Here is a 15,867-nt window from a genome sequence, read left to right as displayed (position 1 = left end):
TTCCCGCCAACAATGCCGACCGCCTGAGCGAAGCACGGATCTGCGAAAACCTTATCCCCAACCATCCGAATAGGTGCCGCAACCGCCCCCAGCAACTCCGTAGTGACGCACAAACCCACCCGCGACACCACTTGCCACGGACACCGACAACCGCGAGCGCCCCGCCTGAACTCTTCCCGCACCCCGTGCAATCTCTCGCACCCGCTACAAGCGCTGCAGCGGGTGCGAGAACCAATGCGGGGTGCGGGATGGGGTGCAGTGCTGCGGGTTCGCCGAACGGCGGACGGCCGCGTTGTAGTGTCGACCGAGTGTCGGACAAATACATGGTGTCAAATTTGACGCTTGCGATACACGCTAGTCCCAGGTAAAGCACTTTAGGGTCGCTGCCTAGGCCATCCGTGTAGCGTCACACGGACGTGCCCAGCCACGAGGCGAACCCAACCAACGACTCGCTTTGCCGTCGCTGGGCAGCTGCAATCCCATGCAACGTCTCTCGGACTGACGGGTGCAGCCGTGTCTGCTGCGGCGCTATCGCTCGGGCCTTGTTCAGGGCCATCAGCGCCGTATCGGGTTTACCCGCCATCAGCCAAGCCCTGGCGTTGTCCTGCCAGTGGTGACCGATCCGCGTGGGCTTGTCATAGCCCCTCGGGATAGCCAGCTGTGCGCCTTCGTGCGCGGCCTTGTGAGGGTCGCCGGATTCCAGCTCGATAGCGTGCCGATGGAACTCGACGTTCAGCGGTCCGAACGATGTCATGTACAGGTCTGTCTCGCCGGTTCGTTCCGCATACTCCTCGGCGGCGTCGACATGCGCTATGGCGTTGGTGTAGTTGAGTTTGCGCGCTTCATTGATGCAGCCAGCAAGGTGCGAGTACCCGGCCATCACGAGGCCGGCCGGGGTTGTGTCGTTCTCGGCGCGACCGATCACGGATTCAACCAGCTGACCGGCGACGTTCGATTCACCCATGTGTGTCAGCACGCGGGCGCGAGCCAAAACCGAGAAGTCGCCGTATCGGAGATCCGCGCCGAGCGGCGCATAGTGGTCGGCCAAGTCCAGGGCGGGGATGGTTAGTTGAGTCTGGCCCACACGGCGCGCCGACCATTCCGCGAAGATGTACGCCGACGCCAGCAGCGAGTACGCGCGGGCTTGGTTGTCCCCTGTCGTGTCTCGGACGGCGCCGTGCAGACGCCGGATGATGTACGGCAGCGCCTCGATAGTCTGCCGGGTGCGGTCGGCGCGATACAGGCGACGAGTCTCGTTCAGGTCCGCCTCGATTGCGTCCAGCGACCCTGGTTCTTCAGCGCGGGCGTAGCGGCCTTCGGCCAGTAGCACGGTGAGCCCGTTTACCGCGTCGGACATCGGCTTGCCGTCGTCGTACGGCGCCCCGGTCAGCTGCTCGGGAAGGATGCGCAGCACCTTCGCCACCGCGGAAATCAGGCCAGGACTGGCCGGTTCGCGACCTTGCTCAACGGCCTTGACGAGACTCAGACTGTAGGTTATCCGGTTCGCCAGGCCGCGCTGAGTGAGGCCCGCAAGCTTCCGCTCGCGAGCAATAGCTTCGCCCGCTGTGGTCATAACCCGAGGGTAGATCGTTCGGCGCGGTCGCGCTCCCGTTGTCCCTTTCCTGTCCCTTGACGGCACCCCGATCCGCAACTCTCATAACCGGCCCCGCCGCCGGGTCGATGTAGTGCCTCTTCCCGCAGTCGACCGACCCAGCCTCCCAACCGGTCGACGGCGAACCGCTCCCCGGTGGCGGGCGCCGGTCAATGACCGAGCTGTGAGAGGAAGTCATGGATTCCGGGGAACAGAGTACTGATCGGCCCACTGCGGTCTGCATGGTCCGAGGTGATGTATCGGGGCTGAAGGCCCCAGAGCACGCGGTCCTAGCGCAACGGCACGCCGTGCAGCTGGGGTACATCTGGCTCTACACCGTGAGGCCGCCCGCCGACTATCCGGACCCGATCGGGTACGGGCTCGGCATGGCGGCCGGGCTCAACGCCGATGCACTCGTGGTCTACGACCTGGCTACGGTCGACAACGACCCGAGCCGGACATGCGAGACCTTCACCCTGGAAACCGTCAGCCCGCCGAACACGTGGATGGCAACGCTGCCAAGTATCGCCAACTCCGATCACACGCACCCGGACCAGCCACTGACAGCGGCCGAGGCGCATCGAATTCTTCAGCAGCACATCGGATGTCGTGCCGTCGCGTGTCCACGCAAGCAGAGTGCGTACTCCCACTTGGTTCGAATCGGGAAGATCGTCCCCCCAGTGGATACCGTCAGGGAGCGTGCCGCCGCACGGGGTCTCGATACCCCGCCCAGCATCCCCGAACAGTCCGAGCCATCGGGTCCGGACTTGCAGACCTTGTTGAACCTGCTCGACGGCCTTGCCAGCAACGCTACCGACTCCCACCTGTTCGCGGCACGGCTGTCCCCGGGCTCGGAAGGGTAGGCGGCCATGGGCTTCGACTGGTTGGGCCGCCGCGCACTCCCCGGTACAAGCGTGCGGGGGATTCGAGAACGCCTGAAGAGGGAGCAAACGTTGATCGGCTGGACACACGAAGCGCCAGACGGGCCGCTGACGGTCGGTGAGGCGCACAGGATTACCCAGCAGCACAGGGACTGCCGACTGGAGGACTGCCCGCGGAAACGCACTGCGTGGCAAACACTCGTTGAGGCCGGGAAGATCAAACCGGACAGCGGACGGAACTATTAGGCTTCCAGCCCGACCCACACCGTCACGAGGAGAGGCAGCCGGACGTGAACGACGATCAACTCGGATTCGACATCCCCGTCGATACCACCACCGAGGAAACCCCGTGGGCAATGTGGGCTGATCCTCAACGACAGGCAGCGCAGGTCCGGAAACTCCTGACTCGCGCCGAGCTGCCCGCGCTGCCTTCGGAGCCATGGGATTTCGAGAAGGACGAACCGAACCAGCTCAATGATGTTGTCGCGGAGCTATTTCCAGACCTGGACGCAGTGAAGCAAGACGCGGATGTGGCTGATCAGCTTGTGTGCATGATCGGCCAATGGTTCACGAAGTATCTCGATGCCACATGGGTCGACGTGACCGGACTCCCAACCACCGGAATCAACGACACCACCGCCCTAACTCTCTATGCCGGCTTCACCCCAGCGCTTGCGTTTCCGCATCCCGGATGGAAGACATGCACCGCCGATGTATTCGTGGAATACGTTGTGGCGAACGAGTTCTTGAGGATCGTTGAGCTTGTGGGGCCGGGATACTGGCGGTTGCGGAAGGCAGGCCAGGGCGGCCCGCTGTTCTCCGAGTTGGCGCACGACTCCGACGCGCCACCGTTCATGTAGTCCACGGGACAAACCCTCGGGGGGTGCCCGCTATGGGCGACGGATACGACAACGATCGGGAGAACTATCGTCCCGAGGAACGCGGCCGGATCTTCGAAAACGGTTGCGACAGATACTTCAAGGATCGGGAGCGCGGATACGTCCGTGACTCCCGCACCTTTGAGGGACGTGACGGCCGGATGCAGGTCGACAAGGTAAAAGAGGGGCCCGACCGTACCGATACGGTCGAAGAGAAGTCCGGGCGCGTCGGCGGCACCAAGGATGAAACACAGCTGAAGGTAATCCGGGAGCTGTTCGACCGGGGTGATGTGGATCACCACACGCTGAGGTCTGTTGAGGGTGAGGCGATTTCGAAACAGGCGCGGGAGCTGATCGACGGGCTACTGCGGGATTACCCGGAGAGGTTCACGCATCAGATCATTTCGAGAGCCGACGCTCGAGAGATCTGGGCGAAGGGGTTGCAACGCGAGCCAGGACAGCAACTCGAGATCCCCGAAGTCGGGGAGAAGGCACGCCAGCAGCGGACGCAGCAACGGACCAGGCGGCGGGAGGAACGCCAGCGGGAGGAACGCGCGCGAGTCCAGAAGGAGGCAGCCGAACGCGCGGCGCGGGAGTTCCCGACGATGGGAGAGTTGCTGGCGCGCGGGCGCGGGGAGTCAGAGACTGCGGAGAAGGGCAGCCGGACCGAACCAGACGCGGCAGAGAAGGCAAAGGCACGAGAGGCAGCCGACGCCGCGGAGAAGGCGAAGAAGGGGCGGGAGGCGGCCGACGCTGCTGCATGGCAACGTCAGCGAGAAGCGGCCGATCGGCTCGCACAGGCGGGACGCGACGCACGGGAAGCAGCAGCCAGGGGGCTGCCCGGCGACATGGCTCGCGAGGCAGCCGACATTCTGAGGGTCACCCAGCCGACACCAGGCGTCGAACCACTAACCCGCGACCAAATAGAGGCGGCGCGGACACGCGCCGGTCGAGACGAACGCGGAAGGGAACGCGAGATCGGGCCACGGACCCGGCATTGAGCGCGGGGGATGAAACAGATTGCGGCCCATGCCGATAGACCCGTGCCGGTAACGGCGTGCGAGTAGAAGGTGTCCAGGATGAGGAAAATTCTCGGCGTAGCGGTTATACCGCTAGCGCTGGCGGCGTGTTCGTCGGAGCCAAGCGGCACGGCGGAGCCAACGACTTCGGTTCCGGTGCGGGTGGTCTCAGCCGACGATCCGAGGTCGCAGCAGGCGCTCGAAGCGGCGTCTCGGCGGATGAGTGATCGGGTAGCCGCGAAGGATGTAGATCAGGTGTGGGAGGTGTACTCGGCCCGCTGCCAGGCGCAGATGGACAACCGGGATGTTCTCCGGATCATGCTGGAGAAGAACGGGGAGGGTCGGAATCCTCAGATCACGTCGGTTACCGCGAAGGTGAACGGTTCGTCCGGTCAGGTTGTAACGGTGGATGCAGATCCGGCCGCGCCAGCGTCCTCGATGCAGCCGCGCACGTGGACGTTCATCGACGGCGCATGGCGATTCGACAGCTGCTAGGCCAGAAACACGAAAAGACCCCCTCCACGAGGAGGGGGTACTTCACGTATCCGATTGGGCATCGGCTGCGGGTCAGTGTTATTGGCCCGCGGTCACAGTATCAGCGGCCCACGCTCAGCTACTCACAGCCTCCGCTGTAGGAGCTGCCTGAATCGCACGATCCGGAGGAGTAGCTACCGGAGTCGTACGACGACGAGGCGGCCGACCAAGCGTTCTCGATCGCGACCGATGTCGAGTCGTAGCCGTAGCTGTAGCGGCGCTTCTTGTCCTTGTCCTTCTTGGTCACTTTTCCTCCAGTTCCAGTATCCGAGCGGTCATCCGCTCGATTTCCATCTCCAGGCCGTACTGCACGGCGATCAGTTCGTCCTTCTCGGCGTCGAGCCGGTCCGACTCGTCGAGAGCGTCTTGTGTGCGGCGGACCAGCTCCGGGATGACTCCGTGAACGAACGCGATGAACTTCGCGTCGGCCTCGTGCATGAAGTCCGCGATCGAGGCACTGCCGGCCTCCGCCGGTGTCGCATCCTCGGTCATGATGCAGTAGCCGTCGATGATGTCGTTCTCCTTGGCGAACCACGTACGTTCCTCGGCGCCAGAGGTTTTCGACCAGAGCTGATACAGCGCGTCGAAGAATTCTTGATCGTCCATCAGCCCTCGATGATCTCCACGAACGGGCCGTAGTCATGGTCCTTCGCGAAGTCGTCGTTCCAGACCCCTCCTAGGATCGGCCCCCACTGGCTACCGAGGCCGACGTTCCGGTACTCCCAGCGGTCGCCGGCCGAGTCCCGGACCGGGACACCTACCGGGACGTCCCTCAGTTCTTCCCACTTCCTAGGACTCTCTGCATCCGGCGCGGGGATCGACCACGGCCGGAGGTCGGCAGCGTTCCGCACAGGGAGTCGCTGGTCTTCCTGGCCAGGCTGGGAGATGACCAGCTCTCCCCACGGTCGCACGAACACCGGACGCCAGCCTCGGCGCTCCAGCTCCTCGACGACCGCCTTCACCCCTTCAGCCTCGCGGCCCTGCTCGAACGGTGGGAGGTCGTCCCAGGTGTCTCCCTCGTCGGGGTCGTCGTTCATGCCCACCAACACCTACGCAGGACTCCGCGTGAGCCGAGGCTCGCTCGCCGACTCCGCCAGTTGGAACGATGTCCGGATCTACTCCGGGCTCAGCTAGATACAACGAGACCCCCTCCTTCGGGAGGGGGTCTTTTGTGTTTACGAGGCCATCCGAGCTACCAAGTCCTCGGGCACCGTCAGCTCGTAGTGTAAGACACCCGGCCCTGTCCGGGTCCGGTCCGTCTGCTTGATCCTCAGCGTTACCCCGTACTTCAGCAACAGCTGTCGCCGCTCCTCGGGTGTCTCGCAAGCTTCCCAGGCTTCGCGGTACGTCCGGCCGGTGTCCTCGTACTTGTAGCCCCCTTCTTCGACCGGCGTCTGCTCTAGCGCCTCAATCCGCGTGTCCAGCGCGGACATCTGTTCCTTCAGCCGGTCCTTCACGCTCTGCGATTTCGCCGTGGCCAACATTGCGGCGATCTCACCTACCGCCTCTTGCGCCTCGGCCAGCTCTGCGGCGCTGTTGCTCGGAGGGACGTAGATGCGCTTGCGCTCCGGCTTGTCGCCTACGTCAGCGAGAAAACTCTCCTCCAACAGCTTTTCGACACTGCCGGCGTCCATCATCGTCTTGGACGAGCAGCCCTTAGTGATGCAGTGGTAATAGCGATACTCCTGTTTGCCGTAGTCCCGGGGCATCACCCGATGCGCGTGCTGTTTGCGACAGTCGTAGCAGTACGCCACACCGAGAAGCGGTTGGGTGTTCCTGGTTCGGACCGGTCCGGTGCGTCGCTTCTCCAGGGCTTCCTGGATGTCGTCGAACCGCTCCTTAGTCATCAGAGGCTCGCCGTACTGGATCGGCATGCCCTCCATGTCCCGAACGGTCTCTTTGTCTCGGGTCGCGTAACCCAGCAAGGCCGTCTTGTTCTGCATCGTGTCCCAGATCGCCTTCGAACTCCACTTCGATCCGCGTAGGGCATCGCGCTTCATCTTGCGGAAGTGCTCTGACGGCGGGAGTACATCGTCGTCGTTGAGCTGGTCACGAATCCAATCAACTGCGTTCCCCTGGATCAGGAGGTCACCGATCCAGTCGATCGTCTTCTTCGCCTCTGGATCAATAGCGAGAGTCCATCCGACACCCGACTTCTCCGGGATTCGTCCGAACGGCGGGCGGCCTCCCGGCCATCTGCCAACCTCCAGGAGCTTCTTGCGGCTGAACTGGATTCGCTCGGTGATTGCCTCAAGCTCACCTTCCGCCATGCCAGCGATCACGTTGGCGATCATTCGCCCTACCCAGTGGGACAGGTCGAAGTTCTCTGTGACCGAGACGAGTGTCTTGTTGTTCTCTTGGCACCAACCGATCATCTTGTTGAGATAGATGGAACCGGTCGCGATTCGGTCGAGCTTCCACCCGGCGATCTTGTCCCACTCGGCGGCTCGGTCCTCTTTCAGCCATTTTCCCAGCTCCGGCGTGTTGAACGGATCGACGGTGCGGGAGACATCTATGTCGACAGCCCAGCCGATCACCTGGTCATCGTTAGCCTTGGCATAGGCTTTGATGATGTCTTGCTGTCGCTCGGGACTGGTGGACTCGTCGGTGAAGCGGGATAGCCTGATCCGACCGAGAACTCTCTGACCTGCCATAATTGGAGTATACAAAGCATGAACTACCTGGTGTGGATGGATTGCGAGATGACGGGCCTGCGACTGGACAGCGACAAGCTGATCGAGGTGGCCGCGCTGGTGACCGACAGCGATCTCAATATCCTCGGCGAGGGTGTGGACATCGTCATCCACGCCGACGATGCCGCGCTGGCCGCGATGCCGCCGGTGGTACAGGAGATGCACGCCCGCTCCGGCCTGACCGACGAGGTGCGCCGCTCCACCGTCACCATGGCCGAGGCCGAGCGCCAGGTCCTCGACTACATCAAGGAGTACGTGCCGTCCCCCCGCACGGTCCCGCTGGCCGGTAACTCCATCGCCACCGACCGCGGCTTCATAGCCCGCGACATGCCCGAACTCGACGCCCACCTGCACTACCGCATGGTCGACGTGAGCTCGATCAAAGAACTGTGCCGCCGCTGGTACCCCCGCATCTACTTCGGCCAGCCGGAGAAGGGTCTCACCCACCGCGCCCTGGCCGATATCCAGGAGTCGATCCGCGAACTCGAGTACTACCGCCGCACCGCCTTCGTCTCCGCGCCCGGCCCGTCCACGGCGGAGATCGCCGCGGTCGCCACCTCCCTCACCGAAGGCAGGACCAGCGCAAAGGCCTCCCAGCAGGGAGCCGATTAGGTCCCGCGCCGCGGTACGAGTTACGATCTAGCCCGGCCGGTTCGCGAAACCGGTCATGGTGGGCGTAGTTCAGTTGGTAGAGCACCAGGTTGTGATCCTGGCTGTCGCGGGTTCGAGTCCCGTCGTCCACCCTGAAGGGGCAGGTCAGGAAGTTCCTGACCTGCCCTTCGTCTTGCCGTACGGCTGTGTCAGGGCAACACCTGCGGAACCACGTTCGGGTTCGTGGCGCCGACCACGGCACCGATCAAGGCGCCGATGGCAGACCCGGCGGACCCGGTCACCGAGCCCGTCGCCAGGCCGACGGCCGATCCGACGGCGGAACCGACCGAGGCGCCCGCGGACGCTCCGTTCAACACCGGGTCGGGGATCAGAGCGTCAGGATTGGTGGTGACGTCCTCGCTCTGCAGCGGAATACCGGCCACGGGTTCGGCCACCGGCCCGGAATCAGCCGAGGCAACCCCGGCGAACACACCCACCGCAACCATCGGCAACCCCACAACCGCCACCACGCGCCGCGCCGTCACCAAGGAATCTCGAAGCATCAGTCCCCAACCTCTTTCCAGGGGGTGCAACCACACCCGCATTACCCGAATGGCATCAGCCACTCGACTCAAACAATACTGCGGCACAAGCAAATTCGTGGCCACATCGACAAACGCCTTGGCGCGGCGAAGATCTCGACACGACCGCCCGTCAACCAGAAGCATCTACTGAGTACATCGGACTGCGGCGCATCGGGCCAGTGTGGACGCGTGGTGTGGACGCGATGCGAGCAACCCCACGTCCGCCCTGCCGACGCGCCATCGAACCTCACCAATACCAACTCGAACCCCGGATCGGCGGTGTAGGCATCGAACCGATTCATGTTCGCGTACCGCGGGCCAGTCCGATACCTGCGGATCGACGACGCGCCGAGGTCGGCGTTGCGGGATAGTATGCAGCCGCAGGGTTTCCGGTCGTCGTTCAGTCGAGGGAGTCCGAGCGATGCATCGCCGGGGTAAGGAGATCAGTCGGCGCGGCGCGCTGGTGGCGGCCGGGGCCGTGATCGCACTCACCGCGATGGCACAACCGACGCGGGCAGGGACGATCACACCCCAGGCGCCGACCGGCCCCGACGAGCCGCGAAAACGCGCCCACCTGGCCGAACAGGCGATAGCCGAGCGACACCTGCGCACGCTCTGGGGACAACCGGGCAAGCAGCTGGGCATGCTCGTCTGGCCGTCGTCCCTGCTGGACCAGTCGTTCGCGAAGTGGTGTTATTGGTGGCAGGCCCACCTGCTCGACTGCGCGGTGGACGCCGCACACCGCGCCCGCACCCCCGAACGCATCCACCGCGTCGTCGCCGTCGCACACGGCATCCGGACCCGCAATCTCACCGGCTGGACCAACCGCTATTACGACGATATGGCCTGGCTGGTACTGGCGCTCGAGCGCGCCGACCGGCTGCTCGGCATCCGTTTCGACGGGGCTGTCGAGGACCTGCGCACCGCCCTGATCGAGGGCTGGAATCCGGTCGCCGGTGCGGTGCCCTGGCGGTCCGGTGACGATTTCTACAACACCCCCGCCATCGGCCCGACCGGTATCGCCATGGCACGCCTGGGCGAATTGTCCCGCGCCCTGAGATTTTCCGAGTTCCTGCACAGCCGATTACGAGACCCCGATACCGGCCTGATCCTCGACGGCGTCCACGAACCCGGCGGACGGATCGAGCGGGCCGTACACACCTACAACCAGGGCGTCACCATCGGCCTGGAGACCGAATTGACAATGCGCACAGGCGATTCGCTGCATTACGACCGCGCGACCACGCTCGTGGCCGCGACCGGGAAGCGACTCACGAACGCGGGGGTGATCGCCGCGTCCTCCGGCGACGACTCCGGCCTGTTCATGGGAATTCTCGCCAGATATCTCGCCGACGCCGCACTGTCCCTGGGCAACACCACCGCGGCCGATATCGTGCACGCCTCCGCACAGGCCGCCTGGGAGAACCGCGCCGAGGTCGACGGACTCCCCTTGTTCGGCGTCGACTGGACCCGCCCGGTCACGGCGCCGGAGTATCCGGGATCCGTTCCACCACTGGCACATTCACCCACCGCCCCCTCAGCAAACCTCAGCCGCGACCTCTCGGTACAACTGAGCGGATGGATGCTGCTCGAGGCCGACTACCGTCTCACCGCCGCGGGACTCTGAACTCAGCAAGCGGCGCACATCCCGTCCAGGCAGAAGCCCACATCGAGACATCGTGCTGCGCAATAAGATTCACTAACCTCCTCACTCACTGGGACGTTGCGATGTGCCGTCGAAAAGCCTGTCGAGGCAGTAATCGATAGCGGCCGACGCGGCGTCGGGATCGATGACGTCGAGGTCGAGAAGGTGCCGGGGCCCAGACGGTGATCCTCCCCGACGCGGGGCACAGCCTCCTGGCCGACGTCGAACCTGTCCGCAGCCTCGTCCTCGAACACCTCCGACGAGAGGACTCGCCGACCTGATACCGCTGCAGCGAACCCCGAACAGGACTCCGGCGGTGATCGTGGCGCTCAGCCCTCGGTGCGGGCGGTGAGGTCGTCGAGGAGGATCATGACCTCGCCCTCGCGCTTGACGACCTCGGTGAGACGGATCTGGACGCCGTGCAGGGCGGCATCGGTGATCGGGGCGTCGAGGCGGCCCTCGATGCGCTGCCACTCACCGTCCGCGGATACGGTGCCCAGCAAGAGATCTCGCGCGCCTTCACCGAGATCGGCGGAGATCTCGAGCGACGCGTGGGGCGAGCGCACCCACAGGTTCAGCGCACCCAGCGTCCCGGCGATCGCGAAGTCCCGCCCGGGTTTCGCGATCAGGTCGACCTCGAGGTCTTCGGTAGCCGAGCGGACGAGCAGGACGAGGGCGCGGTGGTCGGCGCCGGCGGCGCCGTCTGCGTAGACGCCCGGCCGCTTACCCGGCGCCCCCTCGGCGAACGTGGTCAGATGGGTCCTGCTCGCCCCGGCTCCGCCGATCTCCCACCGGCCCTTGTTCTCGAAGTCGTCCAGCAGCACCTCGGTCGATGCATCCGACATCGTCGCTGTCCCTTTCATCCGCTCGGCAACCCGATACGTTCCGATGGGTAGCACCTTACAAGCGCACACCCGCGCCGACCGGGCGTCGACCAGGTGTGCAACCGGTGTTCACCTACCGAACCCATTGCGCCGCGCGGATTCTCAGTCGTCCTCCCCGACGGCCCGGAGCGCACCGCTCTCGACCGTGCGGACCAACTCCGCGTGGTCGGCCTCGGTCTGGTCGGCGTAGTCGACAGCGTAGCGGGCGAAGGCGGAATCCAGCTTGTCGCCGTCCTCGCAGTAGCCCGCCAGCACCCGGGGATCGATCGACCGGCTGTGGGCGCGGGCGAGCAGGGCACCGGCGAGGCGGCCGTAGTCGTCGAGGTGGTCCTTCTTCAACTCGGTGACCTCGATGGAACCCTTGCGATTGCGGAACTGGCGGATGATGTAGGGCCGCGACTCGATGGTGGCCCAGCCGAGCAGGATGTCGGTCTCGGCCTGCACCAGGCGCGCGCCGTCGACGATCCGCTGCCCCTCGTGCGGCACCGCCGCGAGGCCCAGCACGTCTTGCAGCACGCTCGGCCGCGCCTGCTTGGCCTGCAGCACCAGCGCCTCATCGTCGTTGCCGCGCAACAGGATCAGATAGTTGCGCAGCCCGACGCTCCCCGTCCCGACCACCCGGAAGGCGACATCGCACACCGTGTACCGCTTGATCAGGTGCGCCCGGGACTCGCGCAGGGTGTCCACGTAGTCGGGCAGCGCCTCGGCGACCTCCGCGGCCGTCTCCTCGGACACCTCGGTCAGCACCGGCGGGTCGGCGACGAACCGCCACTCCGAGCCCTCGGCGCGGGTAGTCTTCGCCGCCACCTTGGCGCTGGTGTTCTTCTTGGCCTTCCCGGCGGCCCTGGCGAAATCGTCGGTCAGCTCGTCGGCGTCGGCCCGGTCGATCACCGACTCGTCCCCGAGCGCGGTCCAGGACTCCAGGAACGGCAGTTGCGCCAGGTGGTCGATGGTGCGGCGGTAGCTCTTGGCGGCGTCGTGCGCGGCCTCACGGCAACCGCTCTCCGATACTCCGCCCACCCGGCCCGCCAGCACCAGGCTGGCGGCGAGCCGCTTCAGGTCCCACTCCCAGGGGCCCGGGGCGGTTTCGTCGAAGTCGTTGATATCCATGACGATTCGGCCATCGGGCGTGCCGTACAGGCCGAAGTTCGCCGCGTGCGCGTCACCGCAGAGCTGCGCGGTCAGGCCGCTGTCGGGGGTCGCGGTGAGGTCGCCCGCCATCAGCGCGGCGCTGCCGCGGTAGAACGCGAACGGGGACTCCAGCATCCGGCCGACCCGCAGCGGGATGAGCTCCGACACCCGGTCGACATTGCTGGCCCGCACGAAATCAACGATCGACGGGCGGCCCGCCGGTAGCTCGAACTCCCGGTGTTCCTTGTGGTCGACGCGTTCACGCAGCGCGCGGCCGCGGTCGTACGCCTCGTCCGAATCCATCCACGAACCGAACATGTCCGCACTCCTCGCTCTCCGCTTCCCCCTGTCACCCTCAACGTGCTGGTCGGAGCGCCGGTTCCGCGAGACGTGCGGACATCGTCCGGATCACAGCCGGGGTCAGCGGCTGGTGTCGGCGTTGCCCGCCTTCCACTCGGCCCAGGGAATGTTCCAGTCGCCGAGCCCGTCGATGCCCGACAGCGTGTCGCCGATCGTGTTCTTCACGATGGCGATATCACCGCGCTTGGCGTTCTCGTAGACCCAGCGGGCATCCGAGGGGCTCAGGTTCAGACAACCGTGGCTGGTGTTGGAGTTCCCCTGCGCGCCCAGCGACCACGGGGCGGAGTGCATGAAGATACCGCTGTAGGACATGCGCGTCGCGAAGTCCACCGGCGTCCGGTATCCGTTCGGGCCCGTCGCCGACACGCCGTAGGTGGAGGAGTCCATGATGATGTGGTCGAACCGGTCGCTGATGATGTAGATGCCGTTGTCGGTGGGGTCGGAGGCCTTACCCATCGAGGTCGGCATGCTGCGGACGACCTGGCCGTTCATCTCCACGGTCACCATCTTGGTGTTGTCGTCGGCCGTGAAGATGGTGGGCTCGCCCACCGTGAAGCTCGAATGGATATCGCTGTCGCCGATCAGGCCGTGACCGAGATCCTTGCCGTAGGTGTTCACGTCGACGGTGACCCGGGTGTTCGGCGCCCAGAAATGCTCGGGCCGCCACCGCACCTCGCGATTGTTGACCCAGTAGAAGGCGCCCTCGACCGGCGGGTTCGTCGTGATCTTGATGGCCTCCTGGGCCGCCCGGCGATCGGGGATGTTCTCGTCGAACTGCACCGCCACGGGCTGCCCGATGCCGACCACCTCGGCCTCGCCGGGCAGCAGCCACGGGTGCGTGCGGTTGCGCGGCGACAGTGTGGTGAAGCTCAGCGTGCTGGAGGCCTTGCCGCCCAGCCCGACCGCCTCGGCCTGCAGGCGATACGTGCGCCCGAAGCCGAGCTGCTCGCCCACCTGCCAGGACCGGCCGTCGGGCGCGAGCTGCCCGGCCACCGGGGCGCCCTCCGGATTGAACAGCGTGACCGCGGTGAACCTGCCGTCCTCGACTCGCACCTGCAGCGGCACCGCGGGCGATACGCCGACGTCACCATCCTTGACCGGCGCGACGAGTTTGGGCTTGATCAGTTCGGTCATCGGATTGGGCTCGATCGCGGGCCCGGAACTCGCCCCCGAATCGCTGCATCCGGTCGCCGCCAGCGCTAGCGCGGACAGCACGGCAACCGATCCGAGCACTACCTTCGACCGATGTCGGCCCCGCCATACGCTCATGTCCAACCCCGTTTCATGTTCTCGGCGCCGCCGGGCCGCCCCGGCGATGCTGCTCAACCCACCACGCCCGCGGGGATCGGTCGAGACCACGCCCCGCCTATTCTGCCAGCCGGAAGAGCCCGAAACGCGCAAACACGGCGGGATCTCCGATCGGTCTGCACGTTCATCCGATCCCGCCCGCGATCCGTTACCACCGCCCGAAACGCCCGAACCACCCGCGAACAGGCGATTTCACTTTCCCCGCCCGCGCCTGTTATGGTTTTCCCCGCGCCGGAACGGAGCCCCACGGGCCCCGCAGCCGGATCACGCATCAAGCGCCATTAGCTCAATTGGCAGAGCAGCTGACTCTTAATCAGCGGGTTCGGGGTTCGAGTCCCTGATGGCGCACTCAAAATACCAGGTCAGGCCCAGATTCGGGTGCTGATCATCTCGCCCCGTCGGGTCATCACCAAAAATATGCCAAGAATTCCGGGGCTGGCCATCCGTCAGCTGGCCCTGCCAAGCCCCTCCTCCAGCACCGCCGACGAGTCAGGCGCCTGCTCCGGCGAGGCAATGTAGTGGCGTTCTGTGATGCCCTCCTGAGAGTGCCCCAACTGTTTCGCCGCGGTCTTCGAATCCGACGCCTCCGCGACCAGGGTCGCAACCGTCTTCCGGAACGTGTACTGAGTCACATCCTTGTAGGTGGAGCCTCGTGCAGCCCGCCACGTCCGGTTGAAGTTGTGCGGGTCTCGCAGAACTCCTCCCCGTCCCGGAAACACGAGAGGGACCTTGTCTTCAACCTCCTCCGCGCTGCCACCCACGTCGCGGAGCGCCTTCACTTCACACATCCGTCGATGCGCCGGGTCGATCTGCAGCCGCTTCAACATGCTGGTGGTGAATCCGGGAAGGGCGACGATGCGGTACCCAGCGTCGGACTTCACCCACTCTTGTCGGAACAGCCCCTTGCCAGTGAGTCTGACCACGGTGGCCGACACGGTGAAGGTCGCTGGTGTCGAGTTCAGGTCGAATTGGTCCCAGGAAGCGGCCAGCGCTTCCCCCGGACGAACTCCCGAGCCGAGAATCAGGTCCGCGACGTCGACCACAAGCGGATCCCGCTGCGGACCGTGCGTATAGGCCGGGGTCCCTGGAATCTCGTCACCCGCGAGCCATTCCTGAAGCTGAGCACGAAGCTCGTCCAGCCGTTCCCGCTCGATGATCTGAGGTTTGGTCTTCCGCCTACGCATGCGGGAGGTATCGCGTACCGGGTTCTCTGTGAGGACACCGTGCCGCACTGCAACACCCATGATCCCGGTCAGAATCACCTTATGCAAACGAGCCTTCGACTTCATTCCGGCATCAACGATGGACTGAATATGCTCGTCGATTCTCCCGGTGTCCGCTTCCCATATCCGGAGATTTCCGATAGCAGGCCGGAGCTTGATTGCCTCCTTCTTCGATCGCTTATCTTGACTGGCATCGATCTCACCTATGTATCGGTCGTACGACTGTTGCCCAACGCCTTCGTCCCGTTTTATCTCGGCGAGCCACATATCCATCAGTACAGCCAGGCGTGTGTCTCGCGTGATCGTGCCGCGCGCCCGTCCTCTGTGCTGCTTCTGGCGCATGCCGAGCTTCTTCCGCAATGCCGTCTTTGCCTTACTCTCCGTCGGTCCGTAAGCGTCGACAAGTCGGCCCTTGCCGTCGTAGTCGCGGAACGTTGCCCAGGCCCTCCACTGCCCGCCTTCTTGCTGTTTGGTACCTATGTCGCCGTAGCAACCCAGCTCTATGACCGGTCTCGGCATCGACGATCCCCTTTCTTTGAAATGGA

16 protein-coding genes and 2 tRNA genes are annotated in these 15,867 nt (G+C 65.0%); 8 read left to right on the top strand and 10 right to left on the bottom strand.

Annotated elements, in window-relative coordinates; genetic code table 11:
* Positions 1-406: 406 nt before the first annotated feature.
* Positions 407-1,573 carry a helix-turn-helix domain-containing protein gene (locus tag ACYVLQ_RS18060; protein WP_460698656.1) on the bottom strand — a complete coding sequence of 389 codons (1,167 nt, stop codon included), beginning with the start codon at positions 1,571-1,573 and terminating at the stop codon, positions 407-409.
* Between the two features lie 215 nt (positions 1,574-1,788).
* Here ACYVLQ_RS18060 and ACYVLQ_RS18055 point away from each other — a divergent pair, with 215 nt between their 5' ends.
* The 4 genes from ACYVLQ_RS18055 to ACYVLQ_RS18040 all read left to right on the top strand — a co-directional run bounded on the left by ACYVLQ_RS18055 (position 1,789) and on the right by ACYVLQ_RS18040 (position 4,864).
* Complete coding sequence (locus ACYVLQ_RS18055) at positions 1,789-2,454, top strand: hypothetical protein (protein ID WP_460698655.1); 666 nt, start codon at positions 1,789-1,791, stop codon at positions 2,452-2,454.
* A 308-nt stretch (positions 2,455-2,762) separates the two neighbouring features.
* Positions 2,763-3,332 (top strand): hypothetical protein, encoded by a 570-nt coding sequence (locus tag ACYVLQ_RS18050; RefSeq protein ID WP_460698654.1) that lies wholly within the window; start codon positions 2,763-2,765, stop codon positions 3,330-3,332.
* Positions 3,333-3,364: 32 nt separating this feature from the next.
* Positions 3,365-4,351: a hypothetical protein gene (locus ACYVLQ_RS18045; protein WP_460698653.1), complete on the top strand. Its 987-nt coding sequence runs from the start codon at positions 3,365-3,367 to the stop codon at positions 4,349-4,351.
* Positions 4,352-4,429: 78 nt separating this feature from the next.
* Complete coding sequence (locus tag ACYVLQ_RS18040; protein WP_460698652.1) at positions 4,430-4,864, top strand: hypothetical protein; 435 nt, start codon at positions 4,430-4,432, stop codon at positions 4,862-4,864.
* 118 nt (positions 4,865-4,982) lie between these two features.
* Here ACYVLQ_RS18040 and ACYVLQ_RS18035 read toward each other — a convergent pair whose 3' ends face one another.
* The 4 genes from ACYVLQ_RS18035 to ACYVLQ_RS18020 form a co-directional block, all read right to left on the bottom strand.
* Positions 4,983-5,150 carry a hypothetical protein gene (locus tag ACYVLQ_RS18035; protein WP_460698651.1) on the bottom strand — a complete coding sequence of 56 codons (168 nt, stop codon included), beginning with the start codon at positions 5,148-5,150 and terminating at the stop codon, positions 4,983-4,985.
* Positions 5,147-5,509, bottom strand: a complete 363-nt coding sequence (locus tag ACYVLQ_RS18030) for a hypothetical protein (protein WP_460698650.1) — start codon at positions 5,507-5,509, stop codon at positions 5,147-5,149. Before ACYVLQ_RS18030 ends, ACYVLQ_RS18035 begins: the two co-directional genes overlap by 4 nt.
* Positions 5,509-5,940: a hypothetical protein gene (locus ACYVLQ_RS18025; RefSeq protein WP_460698649.1), complete on the bottom strand. Its 432-nt coding sequence runs from the start codon at positions 5,938-5,940 to the stop codon at positions 5,509-5,511. Before ACYVLQ_RS18025 ends, ACYVLQ_RS18030 begins: the two co-directional genes overlap by 1 nt.
* A gap of 138 nt (positions 5,941-6,078) precedes the next feature.
* Positions 6,079-7,557: a recombinase family protein gene (locus ACYVLQ_RS18020; RefSeq protein WP_460698648.1), complete on the bottom strand. Its 1,479-nt coding sequence runs from the start codon at positions 7,555-7,557 to the stop codon at positions 6,079-6,081.
* 18 nt (positions 7,558-7,575) lie between these two features.
* Here ACYVLQ_RS18020 and orn point away from each other — a divergent pair, with 18 nt between their 5' ends.
* A complete protein-coding gene (orn, locus tag ACYVLQ_RS18015) occupies positions 7,576-8,208 on the top strand; it encodes an oligoribonuclease (RefSeq protein WP_460698647.1) in 633 nt (210 codons plus the stop codon).
* Between the two features lie 58 nt (positions 8,209-8,266).
* Positions 8,267-8,339, top strand: a tRNA-His gene (locus tag ACYVLQ_RS18010).
* 57 nt (positions 8,340-8,396) lie between these two features.
* Here the strand turns inward: ACYVLQ_RS18010 and ACYVLQ_RS18005 are convergent.
* Complete coding sequence (locus tag ACYVLQ_RS18005) at positions 8,397-8,915, bottom strand: hypothetical protein (protein WP_460698646.1); 519 nt, start codon at positions 8,913-8,915, stop codon at positions 8,397-8,399.
* 277 nt (positions 8,916-9,192) lie between these two features.
* On the opposite strand from ACYVLQ_RS18005, the gene ACYVLQ_RS18000 reads away from it, so the two are divergent.
* Entirely contained in the window at positions 9,193-10,398 is a 1,206-nt protein-coding gene (locus ACYVLQ_RS18000) for a glycoside hydrolase family 76 protein (RefSeq protein WP_460698645.1), read from the top strand.
* Between the two features lie 347 nt (positions 10,399-10,745).
* On the opposite strand, the gene ACYVLQ_RS17995 is transcribed toward ACYVLQ_RS18000, so the two are convergent.
* The 3 genes from ACYVLQ_RS17995 to ACYVLQ_RS17985 form a co-directional block, all read right to left on the bottom strand.
* Complete coding sequence (locus ACYVLQ_RS17995; RefSeq protein WP_460698644.1) at positions 10,746-11,261, bottom strand: hypothetical protein; 516 nt, start codon at positions 11,259-11,261, stop codon at positions 10,746-10,748.
* A 141-nt stretch (positions 11,262-11,402) separates the two neighbouring features.
* Positions 11,403-12,749 (bottom strand): DUF2252 domain-containing protein, encoded by a 1,347-nt coding sequence (locus tag ACYVLQ_RS17990; RefSeq protein WP_460698643.1) that lies wholly within the window; start codon positions 12,747-12,749, stop codon positions 11,403-11,405.
* A gap of 102 nt (positions 12,750-12,851) precedes the next feature.
* Positions 12,852-14,060 (bottom strand): L,D-transpeptidase, encoded by a 1,209-nt coding sequence (locus ACYVLQ_RS17985; protein ID WP_460698642.1) that lies wholly within the window; start codon positions 14,058-14,060, stop codon positions 12,852-12,854.
* A gap of 314 nt (positions 14,061-14,374) precedes the next feature.
* Between ACYVLQ_RS17985 and ACYVLQ_RS17980 the strand changes: the two genes are divergently transcribed.
* A tRNA-Lys gene (locus ACYVLQ_RS17980) sits at positions 14,375-14,447 on the top strand.
* A 98-nt stretch (positions 14,448-14,545) separates the two neighbouring features.
* On the opposite strand, the gene ACYVLQ_RS17975 is transcribed toward ACYVLQ_RS17980, so the two are convergent.
* The gene (locus tag ACYVLQ_RS17975) at positions 14,546-15,841 is read right to left on the bottom strand and encodes a tyrosine-type recombinase/integrase (RefSeq protein ID WP_460698641.1); all 1,296 of its coding nucleotides are present in this window, start codon (positions 15,839-15,841) and stop codon (positions 14,546-14,548) included.
* Positions 15,842-15,867 lie beyond the last annotated feature (26 nt).

It is taken from the genome of Nocardia thraciensis (genome assembly GCF_054782435.1).
Note: the sequence above shows the minus strand (reverse complement) of the source record. Positions and strands in the feature narration are given on the sequence as shown.

Excerpts from the sequence above, each read along its gene's own strand:
- ACYVLQ_RS18000 (WP_460698645.1), top strand. The coding sequence starts at position 9,193 with ATGCATCGCCGGGGTAAGGAGATCAGTCGGCGCGGCGCGCTGGTGGCG.
- ACYVLQ_RS18060 (WP_460698656.1), bottom strand. The coding sequence starts at position 1,573 with ATGACCACAGCGGGCGAAGCTATTGCTCGCGAGCGGAAGCTTGCGGGC.
- ACYVLQ_RS18030 (WP_460698650.1), bottom strand. The coding sequence starts at position 5,509 with ATGGACGATCAAGAATTCTTCGACGCGCTGTATCAGCTCTGGTCGAAA.
- ACYVLQ_RS18025 (WP_460698649.1), bottom strand. The coding sequence starts at position 5,940 with ATGAACGACGACCCCGACGAGGGAGACACCTGGGACGACCTCCCACCG.
- ACYVLQ_RS18005 (WP_460698646.1), bottom strand. The coding sequence starts at position 8,915 with ATGCTTCTGGTTGACGGGCGGTCGTGTCGAGATCTTCGCCGCGCCAAG.
- ACYVLQ_RS18040 (WP_460698652.1), top strand. The coding sequence starts at position 4,430 with ATGAGGAAAATTCTCGGCGTAGCGGTTATACCGCTAGCGCTGGCGGCG.
- ACYVLQ_RS18045 (WP_460698653.1), top strand. The coding sequence starts at position 3,365 with ATGGGCGACGGATACGACAACGATCGGGAGAACTATCGTCCCGAGGAA.
- orn (WP_460698647.1), top strand. The coding sequence starts at position 7,576 with ATGAACTACCTGGTGTGGATGGATTGCGAGATGACGGGCCTGCGACTG.
- ACYVLQ_RS18020 (WP_460698648.1), bottom strand. The coding sequence starts at position 7,557 with ATGGCAGGTCAGAGAGTTCTCGGTCGGATCAGGCTATCCCGCTTCACC.
- ACYVLQ_RS18055 (WP_460698655.1), top strand. The coding sequence starts at position 1,789 with ATGGATTCCGGGGAACAGAGTACTGATCGGCCCACTGCGGTCTGCATG.
- ACYVLQ_RS17995 (WP_460698644.1), bottom strand. The coding sequence starts at position 11,261 with ATGTCGGATGCATCGACCGAGGTGCTGCTGGACGACTTCGAGAACAAG.
- ACYVLQ_RS17985 (WP_460698642.1), bottom strand. The coding sequence starts at position 14,060 with ATGAGCGTATGGCGGGGCCGACATCGGTCGAAGGTAGTGCTCGGATCG.
- ACYVLQ_RS17975 (WP_460698641.1), bottom strand. The coding sequence starts at position 15,841 with ATGCCGAGACCGGTCATAGAGCTGGGTTGCTACGGCGACATAGGTACC.
- ACYVLQ_RS17990 (WP_460698643.1), bottom strand. The coding sequence starts at position 12,749 with ATGTTCGGTTCGTGGATGGATTCGGACGAGGCGTACGACCGCGGCCGC.